Annotated in this window: 31 protein-coding genes and 3 tRNA genes; 30 read left to right on the forward strand and 4 right to left on the reverse strand. The window is 37.9% G+C overall.

Annotated features, from left to right (window positions below):
* Positions 1 to 33: 33 nt before the first annotated feature.
* Positions 34 to 107, forward strand: a tRNA-Gln gene (locus N2Z58_04940).
* A gap of 33 nt (positions 108 to 140) precedes the next feature.
* Here the strand turns inward: N2Z58_04940 and hisS are convergent.
* The 4 genes from hisS to N2Z58_04960 are packed head-to-tail and all read right to left on the reverse strand — an operon-like array spanning position 141 to position 4,011.
* Positions 141 to 1,403: a histidine--tRNA ligase gene (hisS, locus tag N2Z58_04945; GenBank protein MCX7654003.1), complete on the reverse strand. Its 1,263-nt coding sequence runs from the start codon at positions 1,401 to 1,403 to the stop codon at positions 141 to 143.
* Positions 1,388 to 2,092: a hypothetical protein gene (locus N2Z58_04950; GenBank protein MCX7654004.1), complete on the reverse strand. Its 705-nt coding sequence runs from the start codon at positions 2,090 to 2,092 to the stop codon at positions 1,388 to 1,390. The genes hisS and N2Z58_04950 overlap by 16 nt, the downstream gene beginning before the upstream one ends.
* Positions 2,089 to 2,919 carry an HAD family hydrolase gene (locus N2Z58_04955; GenBank protein MCX7654005.1) on the reverse strand — a complete coding sequence of 277 codons (831 nt, stop codon included), beginning with the start codon at positions 2,917 to 2,919 and terminating at the stop codon, positions 2,089 to 2,091. Before N2Z58_04955 ends, N2Z58_04950 begins: the two co-directional genes overlap by 4 nt.
* A gap of 12 nt (positions 2,920 to 2,931) precedes the next feature.
* On the reverse strand, positions 2,932 to 4,011 hold the full coding sequence (locus N2Z58_04960) for a glucose-1-phosphate thymidylyltransferase (protein MCX7654006.1): 1,080 nt from the start codon (positions 4,009 to 4,011) through the stop codon (positions 2,932 to 2,934).
* Between the two features lie 307 nt (positions 4,012 to 4,318).
* On the opposite strand from N2Z58_04960, the gene glnA reads away from it, so the two are divergent.
* The 29 genes from glnA to secY all read left to right on the forward strand — a co-directional run bounded on the left by glnA (position 4,319) and on the right by secY (position 21,293).
* On the forward strand, positions 4,319 to 5,689 hold the full coding sequence (glnA, locus tag N2Z58_04965) for a type I glutamate--ammonia ligase (GenBank protein MCX7654007.1): 1,371 nt from the start codon (positions 4,319 to 4,321) through the stop codon (positions 5,687 to 5,689).
* Positions 5,690 to 5,877: 188 nt separating this feature from the next.
* Positions 5,878 to 5,952 (forward strand) — tRNA-Val (locus N2Z58_04970).
* 42 nt (positions 5,953 to 5,994) lie between these two features.
* Positions 5,995 to 6,069: transfer RNA gene (locus N2Z58_04975), tRNA-Gln, on the forward strand.
* A gap of 213 nt (positions 6,070 to 6,282) precedes the next feature.
* Entirely contained in the window at positions 6,283 to 6,693 is a 411-nt protein-coding gene (gene rpsL / locus N2Z58_04980; protein ID MCX7654008.1) for a 30S ribosomal protein S12, read from the forward strand.
* A 12-nt stretch (positions 6,694 to 6,705) separates the two neighbouring features.
* On the forward strand, positions 6,706 to 7,173 hold the full coding sequence (rpsG, locus tag N2Z58_04985; GenBank protein MCX7654009.1) for a 30S ribosomal protein S7: 468 nt from the start codon (positions 6,706 to 6,708) through the stop codon (positions 7,171 to 7,173).
* 64 nt (positions 7,174 to 7,237) lie between these two features.
* Positions 7,238 to 9,316, forward strand: coding sequence for an elongation factor G (gene fusA / locus N2Z58_04990; GenBank protein ID MCX7654010.1), 2,079 nt, complete (start codon positions 7,238 to 7,240; stop codon positions 9,314 to 9,316).
* Positions 9,317 to 9,389: 73 nt separating this feature from the next.
* A complete protein-coding gene (gene tuf / locus N2Z58_04995; protein ID MCX7654011.1) occupies positions 9,390 to 10,592 on the forward strand; it encodes an elongation factor Tu in 1,203 nt (400 codons plus the stop codon).
* A 104-nt stretch (positions 10,593 to 10,696) separates the two neighbouring features.
* On the forward strand, positions 10,697 to 11,005 hold the full coding sequence (rpsJ, locus tag N2Z58_05000; protein MCX7654012.1) for a 30S ribosomal protein S10: 309 nt from the start codon (positions 10,697 to 10,699) through the stop codon (positions 11,003 to 11,005).
* A gap of 19 nt (positions 11,006 to 11,024) precedes the next feature.
* Positions 11,025 to 11,648, forward strand: a complete 624-nt coding sequence (gene rplC, locus N2Z58_05005) for a 50S ribosomal protein L3 (GenBank protein ID MCX7654013.1) — start codon at positions 11,025 to 11,027, stop codon at positions 11,646 to 11,648.
* 58 nt (positions 11,649 to 11,706) lie between these two features.
* Positions 11,707 to 12,378 (forward strand): 50S ribosomal protein L4, encoded by a 672-nt coding sequence (rplD, locus tag N2Z58_05010; protein MCX7654014.1) that lies wholly within the window; start codon positions 11,707 to 11,709, stop codon positions 12,376 to 12,378.
* The gene (rplW, locus tag N2Z58_05015; GenBank protein MCX7654015.1) at positions 12,375 to 12,677 is read left to right on the forward strand and encodes a 50S ribosomal protein L23; all 303 of its coding nucleotides are present in this window, start codon (positions 12,375 to 12,377) and stop codon (positions 12,675 to 12,677) included. Before rplD ends, rplW begins: the two co-directional genes overlap by 4 nt.
* Positions 12,678 to 12,690: 13 nt before the next feature.
* Entirely contained in the window at positions 12,691 to 13,518 is an 828-nt protein-coding gene (gene rplB, locus N2Z58_05020; GenBank protein ID MCX7654016.1) for a 50S ribosomal protein L2, read from the forward strand.
* Positions 13,519 to 13,534: 16 nt separating this feature from the next.
* Positions 13,535 to 13,822, forward strand: coding sequence for a 30S ribosomal protein S19 (rpsS, locus tag N2Z58_05025; GenBank protein ID MCX7654017.1), 288 nt, complete (start codon positions 13,535 to 13,537; stop codon positions 13,820 to 13,822).
* Between the two features lie 14 nt (positions 13,823 to 13,836).
* Complete coding sequence (gene rplV / locus N2Z58_05030) at positions 13,837 to 14,277, forward strand: 50S ribosomal protein L22 (protein ID MCX7654018.1); 441 nt, start codon at positions 13,837 to 13,839, stop codon at positions 14,275 to 14,277.
* Positions 14,278 to 14,301: 24 nt separating this feature from the next.
* Entirely contained in the window at positions 14,302 to 14,931 is a 630-nt protein-coding gene (gene rpsC / locus N2Z58_05035; GenBank protein MCX7654019.1) for a 30S ribosomal protein S3, read from the forward strand.
* 87 nt (positions 14,932 to 15,018) lie between these two features.
* A complete protein-coding gene (gene rplP / locus N2Z58_05040; GenBank protein ID MCX7654020.1) occupies positions 15,019 to 15,447 on the forward strand; it encodes a 50S ribosomal protein L16 in 429 nt (142 codons plus the stop codon).
* On the forward strand, positions 15,444 to 15,644 hold the full coding sequence (gene rpmC, locus N2Z58_05045; protein ID MCX7654021.1) for a 50S ribosomal protein L29: 201 nt from the start codon (positions 15,444 to 15,446) through the stop codon (positions 15,642 to 15,644). The genes rplP and rpmC overlap by 4 nt, the downstream gene beginning before the upstream one ends.
* Before the next feature lie 5 nt (positions 15,645 to 15,649).
* Entirely contained in the window at positions 15,650 to 15,955 is a 306-nt protein-coding gene (gene rpsQ / locus N2Z58_05050; protein ID MCX7654022.1) for a 30S ribosomal protein S17, read from the forward strand.
* Complete coding sequence (rplN, locus tag N2Z58_05055; GenBank protein MCX7654023.1) at positions 15,952 to 16,320, forward strand: 50S ribosomal protein L14; 369 nt, start codon at positions 15,952 to 15,954, stop codon at positions 16,318 to 16,320. Before rpsQ ends, rplN begins: the two co-directional genes overlap by 4 nt.
* Positions 16,321 to 16,333: 13 nt before the next feature.
* Positions 16,334 to 16,657, forward strand: a complete 324-nt coding sequence (rplX, locus tag N2Z58_05060; protein ID MCX7654024.1) for a 50S ribosomal protein L24 — start codon at positions 16,334 to 16,336, stop codon at positions 16,655 to 16,657.
* 13 nt (positions 16,658 to 16,670) lie between these two features.
* Positions 16,671 to 17,225 carry a 50S ribosomal protein L5 gene (gene rplE / locus N2Z58_05065; GenBank protein ID MCX7654025.1) on the forward strand — a complete coding sequence of 185 codons (555 nt, stop codon included), beginning with the start codon at positions 16,671 to 16,673 and terminating at the stop codon, positions 17,223 to 17,225.
* Between the two features lie 18 nt (positions 17,226 to 17,243).
* Positions 17,244 to 17,429: a type Z 30S ribosomal protein S14 gene (locus N2Z58_05070; GenBank protein MCX7654026.1), complete on the forward strand. Its 186-nt coding sequence runs from the start codon at positions 17,244 to 17,246 to the stop codon at positions 17,427 to 17,429.
* 2 nt (positions 17,430 to 17,431) lie between these two features.
* Positions 17,432 to 17,851, forward strand: a complete 420-nt coding sequence (gene rpsH, locus N2Z58_05075; protein MCX7654027.1) for a 30S ribosomal protein S8 — start codon at positions 17,432 to 17,434, stop codon at positions 17,849 to 17,851.
* Between the two features lie 13 nt (positions 17,852 to 17,864).
* A complete protein-coding gene (rplF, locus tag N2Z58_05080; protein ID MCX7654028.1) occupies positions 17,865 to 18,419 on the forward strand; it encodes a 50S ribosomal protein L6 in 555 nt (184 codons plus the stop codon).
* Positions 18,420 to 18,432: 13 nt separating this feature from the next.
* Positions 18,433 to 18,801, forward strand: coding sequence for a 50S ribosomal protein L18 (rplR, locus tag N2Z58_05085; protein MCX7654029.1), 369 nt, complete (start codon positions 18,433 to 18,435; stop codon positions 18,799 to 18,801).
* A 23-nt stretch (positions 18,802 to 18,824) separates the two neighbouring features.
* Complete coding sequence (gene rpsE / locus N2Z58_05090) at positions 18,825 to 19,355, forward strand: 30S ribosomal protein S5 (GenBank protein MCX7654030.1); 531 nt, start codon at positions 18,825 to 18,827, stop codon at positions 19,353 to 19,355.
* Positions 19,356 to 19,358: 3 nt separating this feature from the next.
* A complete protein-coding gene (rpmD, locus tag N2Z58_05095) occupies positions 19,359 to 19,544 on the forward strand; it encodes a 50S ribosomal protein L30 (GenBank protein ID MCX7654031.1) in 186 nt (61 codons plus the stop codon).
* A gap of 16 nt (positions 19,545 to 19,560) precedes the next feature.
* Positions 19,561 to 20,004 (forward strand): 50S ribosomal protein L15, encoded by a 444-nt coding sequence (gene rplO, locus N2Z58_05100; GenBank protein MCX7654032.1) that lies wholly within the window; start codon positions 19,561 to 19,563, stop codon positions 20,002 to 20,004.
* Between the two features lie 2 nt (positions 20,005 to 20,006).
* A complete protein-coding gene (gene secY / locus N2Z58_05105) occupies positions 20,007 to 21,293 on the forward strand; it encodes a preprotein translocase subunit SecY (protein ID MCX7654033.1) in 1,287 nt (428 codons plus the stop codon).
* The last annotated feature ends 6 nt before the right edge of the window (positions 21,294 to 21,299 follow it).

A 21,299-nucleotide genomic window follows, 5' to 3' on the forward strand; every position in this document is an offset into this window, starting at 1 on the left:
CTCTCTTGTTAGATGATAAAATATACATCGCACTGGGAGGTCGTCTAATGGCAGGACCGCGGACTCTGGATCCGCCAGTGGAGGTTCGAATCCTCCCCTCCCAGCCAATCCCCACACTTTTGTGTGGGGAATTTTATTTATCAACTTTCTGCAATCATGTCTTTAATACCACTTACTACAAAACTTTTTTCAAATTCAACTTGTTGACCATTTTCCATATTCTTTACAACGACAACGTCTCTTTCTAATTCGTTTTCACCAATTATTAGTGTAAATCTTGCTCCGATTCTTGCTGCGTGTTTCAACTGTGCACCCAAATTTCTTTCGGTAAGCTCTAGTCCAGTTGGTATCCCTTCTCTTCTTAGTAGTTCTGCTAATCTTAGTGCTTCAGCTTTAACTTGATCTCCACCCAAATGAGCTATATACACTAAGTTTGTTATTATCTCGTTAACTTGTACATTTTCCACTTTGAGTGCAAGTATAAGTCTCTCTATGCCAGCAGCAAACCCGAGAGCAGGTACTTCTTTTCCTCCGAGTTCTTTTATTAATCCATCGTACCTTCCACCACCAGCGATAGCACTCATGGCTCCCAGTTTATTGTGGTGCACTTCAAATACGGTGCGATTATAATAGTCAAGTCCACGTACTAATCTCGGCTGTTCGACATAATTTACTCCCAAAAAGTCAAGCATGGTTTTTAGTTCCTCATAGTGTTTTTTTGAATCTTCTCCAAGGTAATCTACTATTTTTGGCGCGTCTTTTGCATACTCAACATCAACTTTGCAATCAAGTAACCTGAGAATGTTTCTTTCGTACCTTACTTTACAGTCATCACATAAGTTATCTAAGTTTTTTGAGTAGTATTTTCTTAAAGCCTCTTTGTAATTTGCTCTGTCTTGCATATCACCAAGTGAATTTATGTATATTTCGTAATCCACAAGTCCAAGTTCTTTAAGGAGATGGTCAACAAAGATTATTAATTCCGCATCAGCTATTGCTGATGAGGTACCAAAAATTTCAGCACCAAATTGATGAAATTGCCTTTGTCTTCCAGATTGAGGTCTTTCGTACCTAAACATAGGACCTATGTAAAAGTATTTTTGAGGTAACCCCTGTGCAATCATTCCATTCTCAAGAAACGCTCTTACAACAGGCGCTGTCCCTTCCGGGCGAAGTGTTATACTTCTTCCGCCTTTATCTTCAAAGGTGTACATTTCTTTTTGAACGATATCGGTATCTTGCCCTACACTTCGAATGAAAAGTTTCGTTTCCTCAAAAATGGGAGTTCTAATTTCTCCGTAACCATACATTCTTGCAAGATTTCTTGATTTTTCCTCAATCCAGTACCAGTATTTCATCTGCTCGCCGTACAAATCTTCTGTTCCTTTTATTTTTTGGTACACTCTTTCTCCACCTCCGAAAGTCTTTGCTTTGCCTCTTTCTTAGCATCTTCATCTACGATCTTCCATTCAGGTCTAATGGGTAATTCAAGAGCTTTTTTGTACATTTCAGCAGCTTGACAGAAACTTTTCTTTTTCTCATATAACCTTCCGTAAACAACGTAGGCAAATATATGATTAGGTTCTAATTCGATGGCCCTTTTTAAAAGTTCTTCTCCTTTATTTAAGTCAGGAAATAACGGTACTTCTATATATCTAATCGCTGCTAAAAAATGTGGCAACCATTGATCTTTTCCATATTTAAGTGCCATGTTCAGATTATAGTCTATTCTTGATGTAAGTGTTAAAGCAAGTAAGTTGTTTTTTTGAACACGATGCGATAATACAACTGCCATCGAATAATAACCCTTCCAAAAATTCGGATATTTTTTTATAAGTTCCTCTGCTAACTGATACGCTTTTTCGGAGTAATTATACCCCATCCCTCCCCAACTGTACAGTTCTGTATATGCAATAACAACATCCCCCAATTCGTCGGGGGACAATTTTTCATACTCTAATTTTCTTAATAGTCCATCGAGTTCTTTAACTTGTCGATTTCCTATCATATATTGAATTTTGTAAGATAGTTCGCTTACAGCAAATGCCACGTTGACTATCAGTAAAACAGCAACGCTAACAAGAATCTTCAACGAATCAACGCCCACTTTCTAACAGCATATGCAACACCTGCTTCGTTGTTAGACTTTGTTATGTACTTTGCATAAGCCTTTACTTCCGAGTGTGCATTATCCATTGCAACAGGGTAACCAACTATCTTAAGCATTCCAATATCATTGAAACTATCACCTAGATACATGGTTTCCTCAGGCTTGACTTTGAAGTATTTTAAAAGATGTTCAAAAGAAAGTTCTTTGGAAGAATTGGGTCCAAAGATCTCGTAAAAAGTTTCAGAATTAATTGTATTGTTTTTTATAACGCTTGTTGAATTTTCGCTGCCTTTTAACGCTCTTTTTATCACCATTTTTATCTTGTCTTCATCACCAACAAGTGCAATTTCTGCTATCTTTCTTTTATTTGAAACATGTTTTACGACATCTTCTACAAAATTGATCCTCCATAAATTCTGTTCAAGATATTTTGAAAATTCACCGTTGTATTTAACGTCTATATACATATCCTTTTCTTCCAAAAAATCTATGTACACAATGTAAAACAAGTCTTCTTTTCTAGCTAATTTTATAACTTTCTCTGCAATATCTGACTCAAGTTCCGTTTTGTAAATTATCTTTTCTTCCATCCACTGATAAATAAATGCTCCATTTTGAAAAATGACAGGTACATCAATTCCAAGTTCTTCTATGTACCTTTTTGCTGAATAGAAATTCCTACCTGTTGCAACACTTACATGAATCCCTTTCTCCATTGCCTCTTTAAGAGCTAAAATATTCTCTTCTGGCACATGTTTATCATCGTCAAGCAACGTGCCATCAAGATCGGTGATTATCAATCTTATCAAGTTCTTTCCCCCTTACCTTGAAACAACTACTTTTCCAAGATCTCCAACAATTATTTGAACTCCTTTTGGCTTTCCATCAGCTTCAATTATTTCCACTTTTTTCCCTATCAAGGATGAATCAATTCGAGGCGAAAAATTAGATATTCTCACTTCATCCATTACTATGGAATTTTCTATCTCACAGTTTTCTATTAACGAACCATCTCCAATAGAAGTATATGGTCCTATGTAAGCGTTAGAAATTGTACAATTTTTGCCTATTATAACAGGACCTCTTATAACACTATTCACTACTTCCGTGCCTTCACCAATACTTACCCTACCTTGTATCAATGAAGAAGCTTCAACAGTACCCTCGATTTTAAACTCTTCTATTATATCATCAAGTATCTTATGATTTGCTTCTATCAAGTCTTCTGGTTTACCTGTGTCTTTCCACCAGCCATAAATAATATGACCTTCTACGGTTCCTCTATTTTGTATAAGCCAGTCTATAGCATCTGTAATCTCCAACTCACCACGCCAAGATGGTTTGATATTTGCTATACCATCGAATACATCTTTTCTAAACAAATATAAACCTATTATTGCAAGATTTGATGGTGGTTCTTTTGGTTTCTCAACAGTTTTTGTAATTCTACTACCTTCCATAACAGCTATACCAAACCTTGTAGGATCATTAACAGGTGAAAGCATTATAAGTGCACTAAGCTCTTTCTTCTCTTCAAATTCTTTAACAAAAGGTTTTATATCGTCCATAATTAAGTTGTCGCCTAAGTACATCATAAAGTCATCATCACCAAGAAAATCCTTTGCCATAAGTACAGCGTGTGCAAGACCTTTCGGTTCCGGTTGCAAGATATAAACAATATTCACACCGTACTTATTTCCATTCCCAAGACTTGTCTCAAAATCGATCTTGTTTTCCGGACTGACTATAATACCTATTTCATTGATACCAACACTTTTTATCTTTTCAATTGTGTAGAGAATAACAGGCTTATTTGCAACTGGAATAAGGTGTTTAGCCGTTGTGTAAGTTAATGGTCTTAACCTTGTTCCCTTACCAGCGCATAATATAATAGCTTTCATAACTTTTCCTCCCTTGTCATGTTAATATTTTAGTAGCAAGCAACTTTTAAGAAGATTTTAAAGATTAGATTAATTATATTATACCCGAAAAATGCTTTCAACAAACAGGAACATATCCATAAAAGAACTCAAGAAAGCAACTTTAAGTATATCATAGTATGCATTCAAAAATGTGAGCTAACAAAAATATTTTGCATATCAAAAAATTCAGTACCCGATAAGAACACTTCAAATCGTTTGTATCCATTTTCTCAAAATGTTATGATAGAATTCGAAGAATAAAAACAACTTTTGGGAGGTAAGTGAAATGGACAAAAGTCATGTTTTAAAACTTATTGAACAAGAAGGAATAAATTTTATAGATCTCAAAGTTGTCGATCTTTGGGGACGATGGAGACATGTTACGCTTGCTAAAACAAATTTTTCAGAAAAAACATTTGTTGAAGGTGTGGGTTTCGATGCATCAAATCTTGGATACGCTGAGGTCTTCAGCAGCGATATGATCATAATTCCAGATCCAAACACGGTGTTTATAGAAGAATACAACGGAGAAAAGGTTCTCTCAATGATATGTGACGTATACGAAGTCGAGAATATGACTCCTTGCTCTCATGATCCAAGAACAATTCTCAAAAATACACTTGAATCTATAAAAGAAATTGCGGATGAAGTCTATTTGGGTCCAGAATATGAGTTTCACATATTTGAAGATGTAAGGTACGAAGTAAAAACAAATAAAATATCTCTTGAGATAGACAGTTCAGAAGCTTTTTGGAAATCGGGGGAAACAGGTGAATACTTTATAGGAAGAAAAAAAGGCTATCACAGAATACCACCGTTCGACAAATTGATGGAAGTAAGAAACGCTATAGTTAAGAAGCTTTTAGATTACGGTGTACCTGTGAAATATCATCATCATGAAGTTGGAACTTGTCAGGTAGAAATCGAACTTCCACTTATTGACGCTCTTAAAGCGGCTGATTACACTATGCTAGTAAAACACGTAGCAAGGCTCGTGGCAAAAGAATTTGGGTACATTGTCACCTTTATGCCAAAACCGTTATATGATGAAGCTGGTAACGGAATGCATGTTCACCAATTTCTGAAGAAAAATGGAAAAAATATATTTGATGGTGATAAAATATACAACTTGTCACAAGAAGCCCTTTATTACATAGGAGGTATACTAAAAAATGCCCCAGCTCTAATGGCGTTCACAAACCCGTCAACAAACTCGTATAGAAGATTAGTACCGGGATTCGAAGCACCAACAAACGCCGTTTTTGCCCTTGCGAACAGAACATCGGCAATAAGAATCCCCGCGTATGTAAAAGACCCTGAAAAAAGAAGAATAGAATTTAGAACAATAGATGCGACATGTAATCCGTATCTTGGGTACGCCGCAATGATACTTGCAGGCATAGATGGGATTAAAAAGAAGATCGATCCAATCATCGAAGGATTCGGGCCATTCGAAGGAGACATGTACGAAAAAGAATTAAAACCACTTCCAAAGTCACTTGAGGAAAGCTGTTATGCACTTTTAAATAACAACGACTTCTTATCAACTTTCCCAAAAGAGTTGATAGAACATTGGGTAAAGACAAAATTATCGGAAGAAAAACAAGTTAACTCTATTCCACATCCTAAGGAATTTGATCTTTACTTTGACGTATAAAATATCAAATCCTCCTTCCTTGTACCCCTTTCCCCCTCGAAAAACTGAGGGGGGTAATTGTTTTAGAATAGGAAACAAACTATCCAGAAAAAGTAGTTATGAACTGTTGTTCAAAAAATATAAATTTATAAAAACACCTCTTGACAGGAATTCTATTGCATAGTAAAATGTCAATCGCTGGTTGATGTGGGTGCGTAGCTCAGTGGGAGAGCGCTTCCTTGACGCGGAAGAGGTCGTAGGTTCAATCCCTGCCGCACCCACCAGTTCTCTGTAAGGGTCCAGTAATTGGCGATACAGCATTTTGCTGGGGCGTCGTCTAATTGGCAGGACCCTGGACTTTGGCTCCAGTCGTGTAGGTTCGAGTCCTACCGCCCCAGCCAATTTGCAAAATCCATTGCAGTTTTTAAAAAGCACAAAGGCGCTGTAGCGCCTTGTATTTTTGTTACTGTGCCTGAGAATAGTTAAATTCCTTAAAATTCTACAAAACGCCCGACACAGTGTACGAAACAAAAAATTCACACGGGCTTTATTGCTTTTTTGAAAAATAGTAGTTATAATATCACACGAATGTAGAACGTGAAGGGAGGGTTAAGATGCCAACTATAAATCAGTTAGTTAGACACGGGAGAGAGAAAATTAAGGAAAAATCAAAATCACCAGCGTTGCAGGGGCATCCACAAAAGAGAGGAGTTTGTGTTAGGGTTTCAACAATGACACCAAAAAAACCAAACTCTGCTCTCCGTAAGATTGCTAAGGTAAGGCTTAGTAACGGTATTGAAGTGACAGCTTACATTCCTGGTATTGGTCATAACCTTCAAGAGCACTCTATTGTTCTTGTAAGAGGTGGTAGGGTTAAAGACTTACCAGGTGTTAGATACAAGATTATACGAGGGACGCTTGATGCTGCAGGTGTTGAGAACAGACGCCAAAGCAGAAGTAAATACGGTGCAAAAAGACCAAAAGCAGGGGCAGCAGCAGGTGCTAAAGGTAAAGGTAAGAAATAAGGAGGGAATTAGATGAGGCGTAGAAGAGCCGAACCTAGAATAGTTCCACCAGATCCAGTATACGGCGAAGTTCTTGTAACAAAAATGATTAACAAGGTTATGTGGGATGGAAAAAAATCGATTGCTCAAAAGATTGTCTATGGTGCAATCGAAATTCTCGAACAAAAAACAGGAAAAAATGGAATTGAGATCTTTAAGCAAGCTATTGAAAACGTGAAGCCAGTTGTCGAGGTAAGACCAAGAAGAATAGGTGGTGCTACATATCAAGTTCCAGTTGAGGTGCAAGAACCAAGAAAAACAACTCTGGCAATCAGATGGATAGTTGATATTGCAAGGTCTAAAAAAGGCAAACCAATGAAAGAAAAACTTGCTGAAGAACTTCTAAACGCTTACAATAACACCGGTGCCGCAATTAAGAAGAGAGAAGATGTACACAAGATGGCTGAAGCTAACAGAGCCTTTGCACACTTCAGATGGTAATTTATCAAGTGGATGAAACTACTGTCGTTATTGTTTATATTTATTGTACTTCGAGGAGGAAAGTATGGAAGAGATAAAAGCTCTTTACGTCGACTTGAATAAGTTAAGGAATATAGGAATAATGGCTCATATTGATGCTGGTAAGACTACTACTACCGAGCGTATATTATTTTTCACCGGTAGAAAACATCAGATCGGTAGTGTTGATGATGGTACAGCAACGATGGATTGGATGATTCAAGAAAAGGAAAGAGGAATCACCATCACGTCTGCTGCAACTACATGTTTTTGGAAGGAACACCGAATCAACATAATTGATACACCGGGTCACGTTGATTTTACAATCGAAGTTGAGCGGTCTTTGAGAGTGCTTGATGGAGCTATTGCAATCTTTGATGCTACAGCAGGTGTTGAACCTCAGTCAGAAACTGTTTGGAGACAGGCTGATAAGTACAAGGTTCCAAGGCTTGCATTTATGAACAAGATGGATAAAACAGGTGCAGATTTTGAAATGGCAGTCCAAAGTATGGTTGAAAGATTGGGTGCTCACCCAATCCCCGTGCAAATTCCTATAGGCGCAGAAAGTGACTTCAAAGGTGTAATTGATTTGATTCAAATGAAAGCTATAAGATGGCTCAATCCGGAAGGTACAGAGATGGTTTACGAAGATATTCCTGTTGAATGGCTTGATAAAGCTGAAGAAGCAAGGGAAGATATGATTGAAAAAATAGCCGAAGTTGATGACGAGATAATGGAATTGTACCTTGAAGGGCAAGAGCCAACTGAAGAACAAATTCATGCAGCACTCAGAAGAATCACTATAGCAGGTTTAGGTACACCGGTTTTCTGTGGTTCAGCCAAGATGAACGTTGGCATTCAGCCATTGCTTGATGGTGTGGTTAGGTACTTACCATCACCACTTGATTTACCACCGGTTCGGGGTTTTGACAAGAACGGAAATGAAATACAAGTTGTTCCAACGGAAAATGGTCCATTCGTAGCTTATGCATTTAAAATTCAAACTGATCCATATGTTGGCAAACTTACTTTCTTAAGAGTTTACAGTGGACGACTAGAGAAAGGTAGCTATGTTATCAATACTACCAAAGGTATAAAGGAAAGGGTTTCAAGACTTATATTTTTACATGCTGATAAGAGAGAGGATGTAGATTATATAAGAGCCGGAGATATAGTTGGAGTTATTGGTATGAAAAGCACCATAACAGGCGATACTATTTGTGAAGAAGGAACTAATGTTATTCTTGAAAAAATGGAATTCCCCGAACCCGTTATTTCTATCGCTATCGAACCAGCAACAAAAGATGATGAAACAAAACTTTCGAAGGCGTTGCAGGCATTGCTCGATGAAGATCCATCACTCAGAGCGTATGTTGACCAAGAAACAGGTGAGACTATACTTTCGGGAATGGGAGAACTACACCTTGAAATCATTGTTGATAGGTTGAAAAGAGAGTTCAATGTCAATGTAAGGGTTGGTAAACCGCAAGTTGCTTATAGAGAGACAATGACCAAAGAAGTTAAAACCGAAGGTAAATATATCAGGCAAAGTGGTGGTAGAGGACAATACGGGCATGTTATTGTCCAGTTTGAGCCTTTAAGCTTAGATAAGACCTTCGAATTTGTTGATAAGACTGTTGGCGGTGTGATACCGAAACAGTACATACCCGCTATCGAAGAAGGAATAAGAGAAGCAATGCAAGTTGGTGTTCTAGCAGGCTATCCTGTCGTTGGTGTTAAGGCAACTTTGCTTGATGGTTCTTACCACGAAGTGGACTCATCAGAAATGGCATTTAAGATAGCTGCAAGCTTGGCATTTAAGGAAGCTATGGAAAAGGGTAATCCTGTGCTTCTTGAACCTATCATGCGTGTAGAAGTTACAACACCAGAAGAGTATATGGGTAACATTATAGCAGACTTGAATTCCAGAAGAGCACATATTGAAGCACTTGAAAACAGAGCACATCTAAGGGTAATAAAAGCACTTGTTCCGCTTAGTGAAATGTTTGGTTATGCTACAACACTTAGGTCGCTTTCACAAGGTAGAGCAAACTACGTGATGACATTGTCACATTACGATAGAGTACCTGAAAAGGTAGCAGAAAAGATTTTGAAAAATGCTTAGTTCAATTTATATCTACCTGACAAGCACTAAAAATCTAAATCTCCACCACAGGTGAAGAAGGAGGGTCAAAGGTATGGCAAAAGAAAAGTTTATAAGAACAAAACCTCACATGAACGTTGGTACGATTGGACATATTGACCATGGAAAAACAACACTTACCGCAGCTATAACAAAGTATTGTTCACTCTTAGGATTGGCAGATTATACACCATATGAAATGATCGATAAGGCACCAGAGGAAAGGGCAAGGGGTATTACCATCAACATTACACACGTTGAATACCAAACAGAAAAAAGACACTATGCACACATTGACTGTCCAGGACACGCAGACTACATTAAAAACATGATTACCGGTGCAGCACAGATGGATGGTGCTATTCTTGTTGTTGCAGCAACTGATGGTCCTATGCCGCAAACAAGAGAACACGTCCTTCTTGCAAGGCAAGTTAATGTTCCAGCAATGATTGTTTACATCAACAAAGTAGACATGGTTGATGATCCCGAGCTTGTTGATCTTGTTGAAATGGAAGTTAGAGATCTCCTTAGCAAGTATGAATTCCCTGGTGATGAAGTGCCAGTAATCAGAGGTTCTGCACTTAAAGCTGTTGAAGCACCAAATGATCCAAATCATCCAGATCTTAAATCAATCAAAGAACTTCTTGACGCAATGGATAACTACTTCCCAGAACCAGTTCGTGAAGTGGATAAACCATTCCTTATGCCTGTTGAAGATGTTTTCTCTATCACAGGTAGAGGTACAGTTGTTACAGGAAGAATCGAACGTGGTGTAATTAAACCAGGTGTTGAAGCAGAGATCATTGGTATGAGCTATGAAACAAGAAAGACAGTTATCACAAGCGTTGAAATGTTCAGAAAAGAACTTGATGAAGCAATGGCTGGAGATAACGTTGGATGTCTGCTCAGAGGTATTGATAAAGATGAAGTAGAAAGAGGACAAGTCCTTGCAAAACCAGGTTCCATCACTCCTCACAAGAAATTCAAAGCAAACATCTACGTTTTGAAGAAAGAAGAAGGTGGACGCCACACACCATTTACAAAAGGTTACAAGCCACAATTTTACATAAGAACAGCTGACGTTACGGGAGAAATAGTTGATCTCCCAGCAGGTGCAGAAATGGTTATGCCTGGTGATAATCTCGAAATGACAATCGAACTCATTTATCCAGTTGCTATTGAAAAAGGTATGAGATTTGCAGTTCGTGAAGGTGGAAGAACAGTCGGAGCAGGTGTTGTTTCAGAAATTATTGAATAACATTTTGCAAAAAACGTATCTAAAATTTCCAAGACTTGATTAAGCTAAACCTTGTATGCGTAATCGGGGGGATTCCCCCCCTTTTCTAAGAAGGAGGGTAAGACATGCCAGGGCAAAAAATTAGAATCAGGTTGAGAGCATATGATCATAGATTGCTCGATGAATCGGCTAAGAAGATAGTTGAAGTGGCAAAGCAAACAAATGCAAAAGTTTCAGGACCGATCCCACTTCCAACGGAAAGAACACTTTATGTTGTGCTGAGATCGCCACTAAAACACAAAGATTCGCGTGAACAATTCGAAAAGAAAGTACACAAGAGACTTATAGACATAATAGAACCGAACTCAAAGACGATTGACGCACTGATGAAGATTAATCTTCCAGCAGGTGTCGATGTTGAAATCAATCTGTGAGTCCTCGGAGGTGTTTGGGATGAAATTTATTATTGCAAGAAAGGTTGGAATGACCAGATTATGGAAAGATGATAAGGTTGTTCCTGTTACAGTCCTTAAAGCAGGACCATGTATCGTTGTCCATAAAAAGACATTAGAAAAAGATGGTTACAACGCTGTGCAACTCGGGTTTGAAGAAGTTAGTGAGAAGAAATTAACCAAGCCAATGCTTGGTGTATTTAAAAAGGCAAATGTTAAGCCAATGAGAGTGCTTAAAGAGTTTAGAGTTGATAACGTAGATCAATATTCTGTTGGTCAGGAAATAACAGTTGCAATTTTCCAAGAAGGAGATAAGATAGATATTACTGGCTGGTCAAAAGGTAGAGGTTTTTCGGGCGCAATGAAAAGGTGGAATTTTCAAGGTGGTCCAAGAGCACACGGCGCAAAGTTCCACAGAGAACTTGGTTCTGTTGGTCAGCACACAGAACCAGCAAGAATTTTCAAAGGTAAAAGAATGCCTGGAAGATATGGCAATGAAAGAGTAACAATACTTAATTCTGAAGTTGTTAAGATCGACGTTGAGAATAATCTATTAGCGGTTAAAGGTGGAGTGCCAGGAGCGAGGGGCAGCCTTGTTTTGATAAGAAGTGCTGTTAAAGTTTAATTTTTACAGCACTTGACAAGGACGTGCTCCGAAAATGGAGTAAAGGAGGACAAAGAGTATGGCACAAACAACACTTTATAATATCAAGGGTGAAAAGATAGGAACCGTTGAACTCAGCGATGAGATTTTTAATATTGAGCCAAATCTTGATGTGATGTGGCGCTATATTGACATGCAACTTACAAATGCAAGAGCAGGTACCGCTTCTACTAAGACAAGAGGAGAAGTATCAGGTGGCGGAAGAAAGCCTTGGCCACAAAAGCATACAGGTAGGGCAAGAGCTGGTTCTATAAGAGCAATTAACTGGAGACACGGTGGAGTTGCGCACGGTCCCAAGCCAAGAAATTATTTGAAAAGATTAAACAAAAAAATGAAAAAACTTGCGCTCAAATCAGCTTTGTCTGCTCGTTTTAAGGAAGGTAATCTTATTGTTGTAAGCGACATACGATTTGAAAAAGCACAAACAAAACAAATGCGTGAAGTACTTAAAAATCTCAGAATCGTTGACGAGAAAGTCTTGTTCGTTCTTCCGAGAAAGGAAAATGTATACGAAAATGTGAAATTATCGGGAAGAAATATTCCTGGTGTGAAGGTTATAATTGCTGATAATCCAAATAACGGCAATCCTGTTAATATCGACGGTTTAAATGTTTACGACATAATAAACGCTACAAAGGTTGTCCTTACAGAGGGCACCGTTCGTAAAATTGAGGAGGTGCTCAGCAAATGAGAAAAGAATACTCCGATATCATTATTAGACCTGTTATAAGTGAAAAGTCAATGTCTTTACGTGCAAATCGTGAATATGTTTTTGAAGTTGACAAAAACGCGAACAAATCGGAAATAAAAGAAGCAGTTGAAAAGCTTTTTAACGTCAAAGTGGAAAGAGTAAACACAATGATTGTAAAGCCAAAACCCAAAAGAGACCTCAGAAGGGGTTATATGGCGAGGGAAGGATACACAAAAGAATGGAAAAAAGCCATAGTCAAGTTAGCAGAAGGCTATGTGATTAAAGAACTCCAAGCATGAGGGGTGAAGAACAATGGGTCTTAAAAGATTCAAGCCAACAACTCCAGGTAGAAGATTCATGGTTATTCCTGACTTTTCGGAAATTACCAAAACAGAGCCCGAAAAGTCACTTGTTGTGCCTCTTAAGAAAACGGGTGGTAGAAACCACCACGGAAGAATAACGGTAAGATTCAGAGGTGGCGGACATAAGAGATTATACAGAATTATAGATTTTAGAAGATGGGAAAAAGAAAACATTCCAGCAAAAGTTGCTTCAATAGAATATGATCCAAATAGAACAGCAAGAATAGCATTACTTGTTTATGCTGATGGCGAGAAGAGATATATCCTTGCACCCAATGGTTTAAATGTTGGAGATACAGTTATGTCTGGACCAGAGGCAGAAATTAAACCCGGTAATGCATTGCCTTTAGAAAATATTCCAGTAGGTACAATATTACACAACGTTGAGTTCTTACCGCGTGGCGGTGCAAAAATAGCAAGAAGTGCTGGAATGTCTTGTCAACTTATGGCAAAAGAAGGCGAATATGCACTCTTGAAAATGCCATCAGGTGAACTTAGAAAGGTTCACGTAAAGTGTTATGCAACGGTTGGTATAGTAGGTAACGAAGATCACAAAAACGAAATTTCTGGTAAAGCTGGTAGAGAAAGATGGAAAGGTAGAAAACCACATGTACGTGGTGTCGTAATGAACCCAGTAGATCACCCACACGGTGGTGGAGAAGGTAGAGGTAAAGGACATCACCCACAAAGCCCATGGGGTGTACCAGCTAAAGGTTATAAAACAAGAAGGGGTAAGAGAGCAAGCGATAAATTCATAGTTAGAAGAAGAAACGGTTAATCAGGAGGTGTAATAAATGGGTCGTTCAAGTAAAAAAGGACCATTCGTGGATCCCAAACTTCTGAAAAAAATCAGACTATTAAACGAAACGGGTGAAAAGAAGATCATAAAAACATGGAGTAGAGCAAGCACAATCGTTCCAGAGATGGTCGGACACACAATAGCAGTGTACAATGGTATGAAACATATACCAGTTTATATAACAGAGAATATGGTAGGACATAAACTTGGTGAATTTTCTTTCACAAGAAGATTTGGTGGACATACGAACAAATCAGCCAAAAAAGGTGAGGTCAAGAAATAAGGAGGGAATTGATAATGCAAACCATCATTAAAAGAGAGGGACTCAAAAGGTCCAAGTTTCATGCGAAAAGAAAAGAAACTCTTGCAACGTTACCAAAATATGAAGCACGAGCTGTTGCAAGATTTGTTCGCATATCTCCAAGAAAAGCGAGAGCTGTAATCAATTCTATCAGGGGTAAAAATGTTTCAGAAGCTTTTAATCTTCTTGAATTTTCGCCTAAGAAGGCTGCACGAATCGTTTATAATGTGTTAAAATCTGCTGTGGCAAATGCAACGAACAATTTTGGACTGTCTGAAGATAATCTCTATGTTTCAGCTTGTTATGTAAACGATGGTCCTAGAATGAAAAGGGTATGGCCACGTGGTAGAGGAAGGGCGGATATTATTCAAAAGAGAATGTCCCATATAACAATTATTGTCAGGGACAGAGAAAAAGAAAATAGCGCAAAACAATAAAATATACGTTGCGAGGTGATATTGGTGGGTCAAAAAGTACATCCAAGAGGTTTCAGACTCGGTTTAACGTCAGAATGGGATGCACAGTGGTTCAACGAAAAGAAATATAGTGAATATCTCCTTGAAGATGAAGCAATAAGAAATTTCCTGAGGAAAAATTACAACCAAGCTGGTATATCAAGAGTTTTCATTCAGAGACCAGATGCCGAAAGAGTGTTGATTTCAATTTATGCGGCAAGACCAGGAATATTGATAGGTAAAAAAGGTTCTGGAATAACAGAACTTAGGCAAGCGCTTGAAAGTAACTTCAACAGAAAATTTGGTGTTGATATAATTGAAGTCAAAACGCCTGAAACAGAGGCAATACTGGTAGCAGAATCCATTGCGCAAAAAATAGAAAAACGTGCTTCTTATAAAATAGTCATGAAAAGAGCAATAACTGCAGCACTTAGAAGGGGAGCAAAAGGAATAAAAATAATGGTTTCCGGAAGATTGGCAGGTGCAGAAATTGCAAGAACAGAATGGTATTTGAAAGGTAGACTACCACTTCAAACGTTAAGATCTGTAATAGACTACTCAACAGCTAGAGCCGAAACGAAATATGGAACCATAGGGATAAAGGTATGGATATACAAAGGTGATCAGCAAATTTGAAATTAACAAAACATATGCTTCAAACCTTAGAATTTGAAGACTTTACTTGAATCGTTCAACGAATAGGACGAGGGAGGTTAAATAACTATGCTAATGCCAAAAAGAGTTAAATACAGAAAACAACAACGAGGTAGAACTAAAGGAGAAACAAAAGGTGGAGCTCTTGTAATGTTTGGTGAATATGGTCTTAAAGCACTCGAACCGGCTTGGATAACATCACAACAAATAGAAGCTTGCAGACTTGCAATTACAAGAACTCTAAAGAAGGAAGGAAAACTTTGGATTAAGATATTCCCGGACAAGTCTTATACCAAGCATCCGCCTGAAACAAAACTTGGTAAAGGTAAAGGTAACGTTGAAGGTTGGGTTGCCGTTGTAAAACCAGGAAAGGTGATGTTTGAAATCGGTGGTGTTGAAGAAGAACTTGCCATAAAAGCCCTTGAATATGCAGCAACAAAATTGCCAATCAAAACAAAAATTGTGACAAGACATCACATAGGTGGTGAAGCAGTATGACACCAGTGGAAATAAGAAACATGAATAATGAGGAATTAGTAAAACTTTTAGAAGAAAAGAAAAGAACATTAATGAACTTGAGATTCCAAAATGCTTTAGGAGAATTGAAAGACTTTAGTCTCATCCAGAAAACTAAAAGGGACATAGCAAGAATCAAAACTATATTACGTGAACGTGAACTTGGTATAAGGAGGTAATACAAATGCCTAAGAAAAGATTTATTGGTGTTGTTGTAAGTGACAAGATGGATAAAACCGTAACAGTCAAAGTTGAAAGACTTGTGAAACACCCAAAGTTTGGAAAGTATATTAAGAAATCAAAGAAATTTTATGCTCATGATGAGAATAACGCATGCAAAATTGGAGATGTTGTAGAAATAGAAGAATCAAGACCTTTAAGCAAACTGAAAAGATGGGTAGTTGTTCAAATACTCGAGCGTTCTAAACTTGGTCTACAAACGCCTGAGACTGAGGAATTATTCGAGAACGAAGGGGGTAGTGTACAATGATTCAAAATGAAAGCTACCTCGTAGCAGCTGATAATTCTGGGGCAAAGGTTCTTAGAGTAATTAGAGTACTAGGTGGATCACATAAACAATTCGGTACAATAGGTGATATAGTTGTTTGCAGTGTCAGGGAAGCGGTACCTAATACTGATATTAAGAAAGGTGACGTTGTAAAAGCGGTTGTAGTAAGAACCAGAAAAGAGATAAGAAGACCTGATGGAAGTTATATAAGATTTGATGACAACGCGGCAGTTGTACTCGATAAATTTAATCAACCAAAAGGTACGCGTGTCTTCGGACCTGTTGCAAGAGAACTGAGAGAAAAAGGATTTATGAAAATAGTATCTCTCGCACCAGAAGTATGGTAAGGGGTGGTAATCGATGGCACAGAAAATCAAAAAGGGTGACACGGTACAAGTTATTTCCGGTAGTGATAAAGGAAAAAGAGGCGAAGTTATTCAAGTAATGCCAAAAGATGAAAAGATAATTGTCAGAGGTGTGAATGTTGTAAAGAAACACCAAAGACCAACTGGACAACTTAGACAGGGCGGAATAATAGAAAAGGAAGCACCGTTGTACTGGTCAAAAGTTATGTTAGTATGCCCAAGTTGTGATAAAGCCACAAGAGTTGGATTTAAGATTCTTGAAGATGGCAAAAAAGTGAGATTTTGCAAAAAATGCGGCGAAATAATAGATAAGAAGTAAGGAGGAATAAAAAATGGCCTACGAATTTGTTCCATTAAAAGAAAAGTATCAGAAAGAAGTGGTGCCAGCTTTAATGAAAGAGTTTGGATATAAAAACATCCACGAAGTTCCAAGGTTGGTGAAGGTAGTTATAAATATGGGCGTTGGTGAAGGTGCACGAAATAAAGATATCATAGAATCACATGCACGCGAACTTACGATGATAGCAGGTCAAAAAGCACTCATCACAAAAGCGAAGAAGAGTATTTCAAATTTCAAAATAAGAAAAGGTATGACCATAGGTGTAAAGGTAACGTTAAGAGGACCAAGAATGTACAATTTTGTGTACAAGCTCGTCAATCTTGTACTTCCAAAGGTTAGAGACTTCAGGGGATTAAATCCAAACTCATTTGATGGAAAAGGTAACTACAGCTTTGGTTTAACAGAACAACTTGTTTTTCCAGAGATATCACCAGATCAAATCAAGCGAATCCAAGGAATGGACATTGTTGTAGTAACAACAGCAAAAAAGGATGAAGAGGCCAAGAGATTACTTGAGTTACTTGGATTTCCATTCAAAAAGCAATAATTGAGGAGGGAATTTTTAATGGCAAAAAAATCAATGGTAGAAAAATGGAAAAAACCTAAGAAGTTCAAGACAAGAGAATATACAAGATGTAATATCTGTGGTAGACCACACTCAGTCTATAGAGAATTCGGAATTTGCAGAGTTTGTTTCAGAAGAATGGCTAACGAGGGAAAACTCCCGGGCGTTAGGAAAGCAAGTTGGTAATTATGGAGGTGTTAACCGTGTGGAGCGATCCAATAGCTGACATGCTTACTAGAATAAGAAATGCGAACCTTGTTTTTAAAGATCAAGTAGATATACCGGCTTCAAACTTAAAAAGAGCAATAGCAGACATTCTTGTTAGAGAAGGTTTCATAAAAGGATACACATACATTGAAGACGGAAAACAAGGAGTTCTTAGACTTCAAATGAAATACAAAGGTACAAGGAAAAATAAAGAAAGAGTAATTCACGGAATTGTACGCGTTTCGAAACCAGGTAGAAGAATTTATGTTGGTAAGAACAATATACCAAGAGTCAAGAATGGACTTGGAATTGCAATAATATCTACATCAAAGGGCGTACTCACCGACAAAGAAGCTGTAGAGTATGGAGTCGGTGGAGAAGTTATTGCCTACATCTGGTAAGGAGGTGTACCTCATGTCTCGTATAGCAAAGAAACCTGTTGTTTTACCGTCAAATGTCCAAGTTACACTCACCGACTCTCAAATTAAAGTTAAAGGTCCCAAAGGCGAGCTCAAATTAAATTCGCATCCATATGTCAATATAAAGGTTGAAGGTAACGAAGTATGGTTTACACCAAATCTTGAAGCAGCAAAGAGAAAAGCAGATGAAAGAAAATTTAAAGCAATGGTTGGTACTTATTGGCGACTTGTTAGAAATATGGTTATCGGTGTCACAGAAGGTTTCAAGAAAGAGCTTGAAATTGTTGGCGTCGGTTACAGGGCACAGTTGCAGGGTAACAAACTCTTAATGAACCTTGGATATGCTCACCAAGTTGAGTTTGAAATACCCTCCGATGTAAAGGTGGAAGTACCTGCACCAAATAAGATAATAGTCAGCGGTATAGACAAGCAAAGAGTAGGACAAGTTGCTGCAGATATACGCAGATGGAGAGAACCAAATCCATACAGTGGCAAAGGTATTAAGTACGTAGACGAAGTAATCAAACTCAAAGAAGGAAAGAAAGCATAAGGGGGTATAAGACGTGATTAAGAGAGAAGATCGCAGGAAATTAAGACTTGTAAGACATAAGAGAATAAGAAAGAAACTGTCAGGTACTCCTGAAAGGCCAAGACTTTCAGTTTTTAGAAGTGAAAAACACATTTATGCGCAAATAATAGATGACACGAAAGGCGTTACTCTTGTTGCAGCTTCTACTGTAGAAAAGGCAGTACGAGAGAAACTTAAGAAAACTTGGAACGTAGTAGCTGCAAAAGAAATAGGGAAATTGATTGCAGAAAGAGCATTAGCAAAAGGTATAAAAGAAGTAGTATTCGATAGAGGTGGATTCAAATACCATGGTAGAGTTAAAGCCCTTGCAGATTCGGCAAGGGAAGCTGGATTGAAATTTTAAGATTTTGTTAGGAGGTGCTCACAGTGTCAGAAATAGCTGAAAAGATAAAACAAGCTGGTGAAACTTTTGAGGAAAGGATAATAGAAATCAGAAGAACTACAAAGGTTACAAAAGGTGGTAAAAATTTATCGTTCAGAGTACTAGCTGTTGTAGGAAATAGGAATGGAAAAGTAGGTATCGGCGTTGGGAAGGCAAGGGAAGTGCCAGATGCAATAAGAAAAGCACTTGTTAGTGCAAGAAGAAATATGATGGAAATACCTGTTGTAAAAGGTACAATACCACATGAAGTAGTTGGAAAACAGGATTCTGCAAGAATTCTTATGAAACCTGCTGCTCCTGGTACTGGTATAATTGCTAATGGTACGGTTCGTGCAATACTTGAACTCGCTGGTGTGCAAAATGTACTTACAAAAGCTATGGGTTCTACAAATCCTGTTGTTATTGCTCAAGCCACGGTTGATGGAATAAAGAACCTTTTCTCCATTGAAAAGATAGCAGCTCTCAGAGACATAACCCCCGCTCAAGTAGTTCGCGGTGTTAAAAAGGAGGGTTAATGTATGAAAAAACTTAAGATAACTCTTGTAAGAAGTCCAATAGGTTACAAATACGATCAAAAGGATACAGTAAGAAGGTTGGGATTAAGAAAAATGCACCATAGTGTCATCAAAGAAGATACCCCTCAAATAAGAGGCATGATAGAAAAAGTAAAACATCTTCTCAAAGTAGAAGAAGTGGAAGAATAAGGAGGGAAATCAAATGATTACCATAGAAGATCTTAAACCAACACCAGGTTCAAATAAGAAATACAAAAGACTTGGTAGAGGGCAAGGTTCTGGTAAGGGTAAAACAGCAGGAAGAGGTCACAAAGGTCAAAAATCAAGAGGTACTGGAAAAGTAAGAGCTTGGATGGAAGGTGGTCAAACACCACTTCACAGAAGACTTCCAAAATTCGGGTTTAAGAACTTTGCTAAGAAGGTTTACGCAATAGTTAATCTTGAAACACTCGAAGAACGCTTTGAAAGCAATGATACAGTTACTCCTGAATTGCTTCTTGAAAAAGGTATTATCAATAAAATACACGATGGTGTTAAGATATTGGCAAGGGGAGAGATTACAAAACCACTTGTGGTTAAAGCTCATAAATTCAGTGAAAAGGCAAAGGAGAAGATAGAAAAAGTCGGTGGAAAAATAGAGGTGATCTGAAAATGTGGAAAGCGCTACGAAACGCAATGAAAATTCCGGAGGTAAGGGATAGGGTTATATTTACATTTCTTATGTTACTTGTTTTTAGGCTTGGTATTTACGTTCCCGTTCCAGGTGTAAATATTAAAGCCTGGGGGGAAGCGCTTTCCAAACAGGGCACCGGCCTTGCCGGTGGTGTTCTTAGTTTCTATGACGTTTTTACCGGTGGAGCGTTTAGTAGGTTTTCAGTTTTTTCAATGAGTGTTACACCGTACATTAACGCATCGATTATCATGCAGCTTCTGGCTTCTATTATTCCTTCTTTGAAAGAGCTTCTTAAGGAAGGAGAAGAAGGTAGAAAAAAATTCCAACATTATACAAAAAATCTTACACTTGGTCTTGCAGCACTTCAATCTTTCGTAGTATCTTTTGGATTGGCAAGAAGTTATCAAGGAATAATAGCTATAAACACTTGGCTGTTTGCTTTTGTATCAACAGTTTCGCTCGTTGCTGGTACAATGTTCTTACTTTGGATTGGCGATAGAATAACAGAAAAAGGTATTGGTAACGGTGTGAGTATAATGATATTTGCTGGTATAGTTTCCAGATATCCTGCTTACTTTAGAACAGCCGTTCTCGGGAATCTCAATATATTTGGATGGATTTTCCTCGTTGCAATAGCTATATTCATGATCGTTGCAATTATATATGTACAACAAGCAGAAAGAAGAATTAAGATAGAATACGCAACAAGGATGGTAGGAAGAAGAATTTATGGTGGAACAAGCACATATCTTCCTATAAAAGTCAATCACTCAGGAGTTATTCCAATAATCTTTGCATGGGCTATAGTAAGTATTCCTGAAGCAATTGCCCAGATTACTGGCGCGCAGTGGGCAATAAAATTATTCAGCATGCAAAGTCCGTTTATGATAATACTTTACGCACTCTTGATATTTTTCTTTACGTATTTCTACAGTGTTGTTGTTATAGATCCGAAAGATATCTCTGAAAATATCAAAAGATATGGTGGGTTTATACCTGGTATAAGAGCAGGTAAGCCAACAGAAGAGTATATCACTTACGTTTTAAACAGAGTAACTTTTATAGGTGCCATATTCCTTGTAGGTATATCACTGTTGCCATATCTGGTGGAGGGTATAACCAGAGTTAACATATGGCTCGGCGGTACGAGTGCACTTATTGCTGTTGGTGTTGCTCTTGATATAGCCCAACAAATAGAAGCTCATTTGATTATGAGAAATTATGAAGGATTTGTGAAAAGAGGAAAAATTGCTGGCAGAAGGTAATCAAGA

The organism is Fervidobacterium sp. (genome assembly GCA_026419195.1).
Taxonomy (GTDB): Bacteria; Thermotogota; Thermotogae; order Thermotogales; family Fervidobacteriaceae; genus Fervidobacterium.

Coding starts and splice junctions, on each gene's coding strand:
- N2Z58_04960 (MCX7654006.1), bottom strand. CDS start 4,011: ATGAAAGCTATTATATTATGCGCTGGTAAGGGAACAAGGTTAAGACCA.
- glnA (MCX7654007.1), top strand. CDS start 4,319: ATGGACAAAAGTCATGTTTTAAAACTTATTGAACAAGAAGGAATAAAT.
- rpsL (MCX7654008.1), top strand. CDS start 6,283: ATGCCAACTATAAATCAGTTAGTTAGACACGGGAGAGAGAAAATTAAG.
- rpsG (MCX7654009.1), top strand. CDS start 6,706: ATGAGGCGTAGAAGAGCCGAACCTAGAATAGTTCCACCAGATCCAGTA.
- fusA (MCX7654010.1), top strand. CDS start 7,238: ATGGAAGAGATAAAAGCTCTTTACGTCGACTTGAATAAGTTAAGGAAT.
- tuf (MCX7654011.1), top strand. CDS start 9,390: ATGGCAAAAGAAAAGTTTATAAGAACAAAACCTCACATGAACGTTGGT.
- rpsJ (MCX7654012.1), top strand. CDS start 10,697: ATGCCAGGGCAAAAAATTAGAATCAGGTTGAGAGCATATGATCATAGA.
- rplC (MCX7654013.1), top strand. CDS start 11,025: ATGAAATTTATTATTGCAAGAAAGGTTGGAATGACCAGATTATGGAAA.
- rplD (MCX7654014.1), top strand. CDS start 11,707: ATGGCACAAACAACACTTTATAATATCAAGGGTGAAAAGATAGGAACC.
- rplW (MCX7654015.1), top strand. CDS start 12,375: ATGAGAAAAGAATACTCCGATATCATTATTAGACCTGTTATAAGTGAA.
- rplB (MCX7654016.1), top strand. CDS start 12,691: ATGGGTCTTAAAAGATTCAAGCCAACAACTCCAGGTAGAAGATTCATG.
- rpsS (MCX7654017.1), top strand. CDS start 13,535: ATGGGTCGTTCAAGTAAAAAAGGACCATTCGTGGATCCCAAACTTCTG.
- rplV (MCX7654018.1), top strand. CDS start 13,837: ATGCAAACCATCATTAAAAGAGAGGGACTCAAAAGGTCCAAGTTTCAT.
- rplP (MCX7654020.1), top strand. CDS start 15,019: ATGCTAATGCCAAAAAGAGTTAAATACAGAAAACAACAACGAGGTAGA.
- rpmC (MCX7654021.1), top strand. CDS start 15,444: ATGACACCAGTGGAAATAAGAAACATGAATAATGAGGAATTAGTAAAA.
- rpsQ (MCX7654022.1), top strand. CDS start 15,650: ATGCCTAAGAAAAGATTTATTGGTGTTGTTGTAAGTGACAAGATGGAT.
- rplN (MCX7654023.1), top strand. CDS start 15,952: ATGATTCAAAATGAAAGCTACCTCGTAGCAGCTGATAATTCTGGGGCA.
- rplX (MCX7654024.1), top strand. CDS start 16,334: ATGGCACAGAAAATCAAAAAGGGTGACACGGTACAAGTTATTTCCGGT.
- rplE (MCX7654025.1), top strand. CDS start 16,671: ATGGCCTACGAATTTGTTCCATTAAAAGAAAAGTATCAGAAAGAAGTG.
- N2Z58_05070 (MCX7654026.1), top strand. CDS start 17,244: ATGGCAAAAAAATCAATGGTAGAAAAATGGAAAAAACCTAAGAAGTTC.
- rpsH (MCX7654027.1), top strand. CDS start 17,432: ATGGAGGTGTTAACCGTGTGGAGCGATCCAATAGCTGACATGCTTACT.
- rplF (MCX7654028.1), top strand. CDS start 17,865: ATGTCTCGTATAGCAAAGAAACCTGTTGTTTTACCGTCAAATGTCCAA.
- rpmD (MCX7654031.1), top strand. CDS start 19,359: ATGAAAAAACTTAAGATAACTCTTGTAAGAAGTCCAATAGGTTACAAA.
- secY (MCX7654033.1), top strand. CDS start 20,007: ATGTGGAAAGCGCTACGAAACGCAATGAAAATTCCGGAGGTAAGGGAT.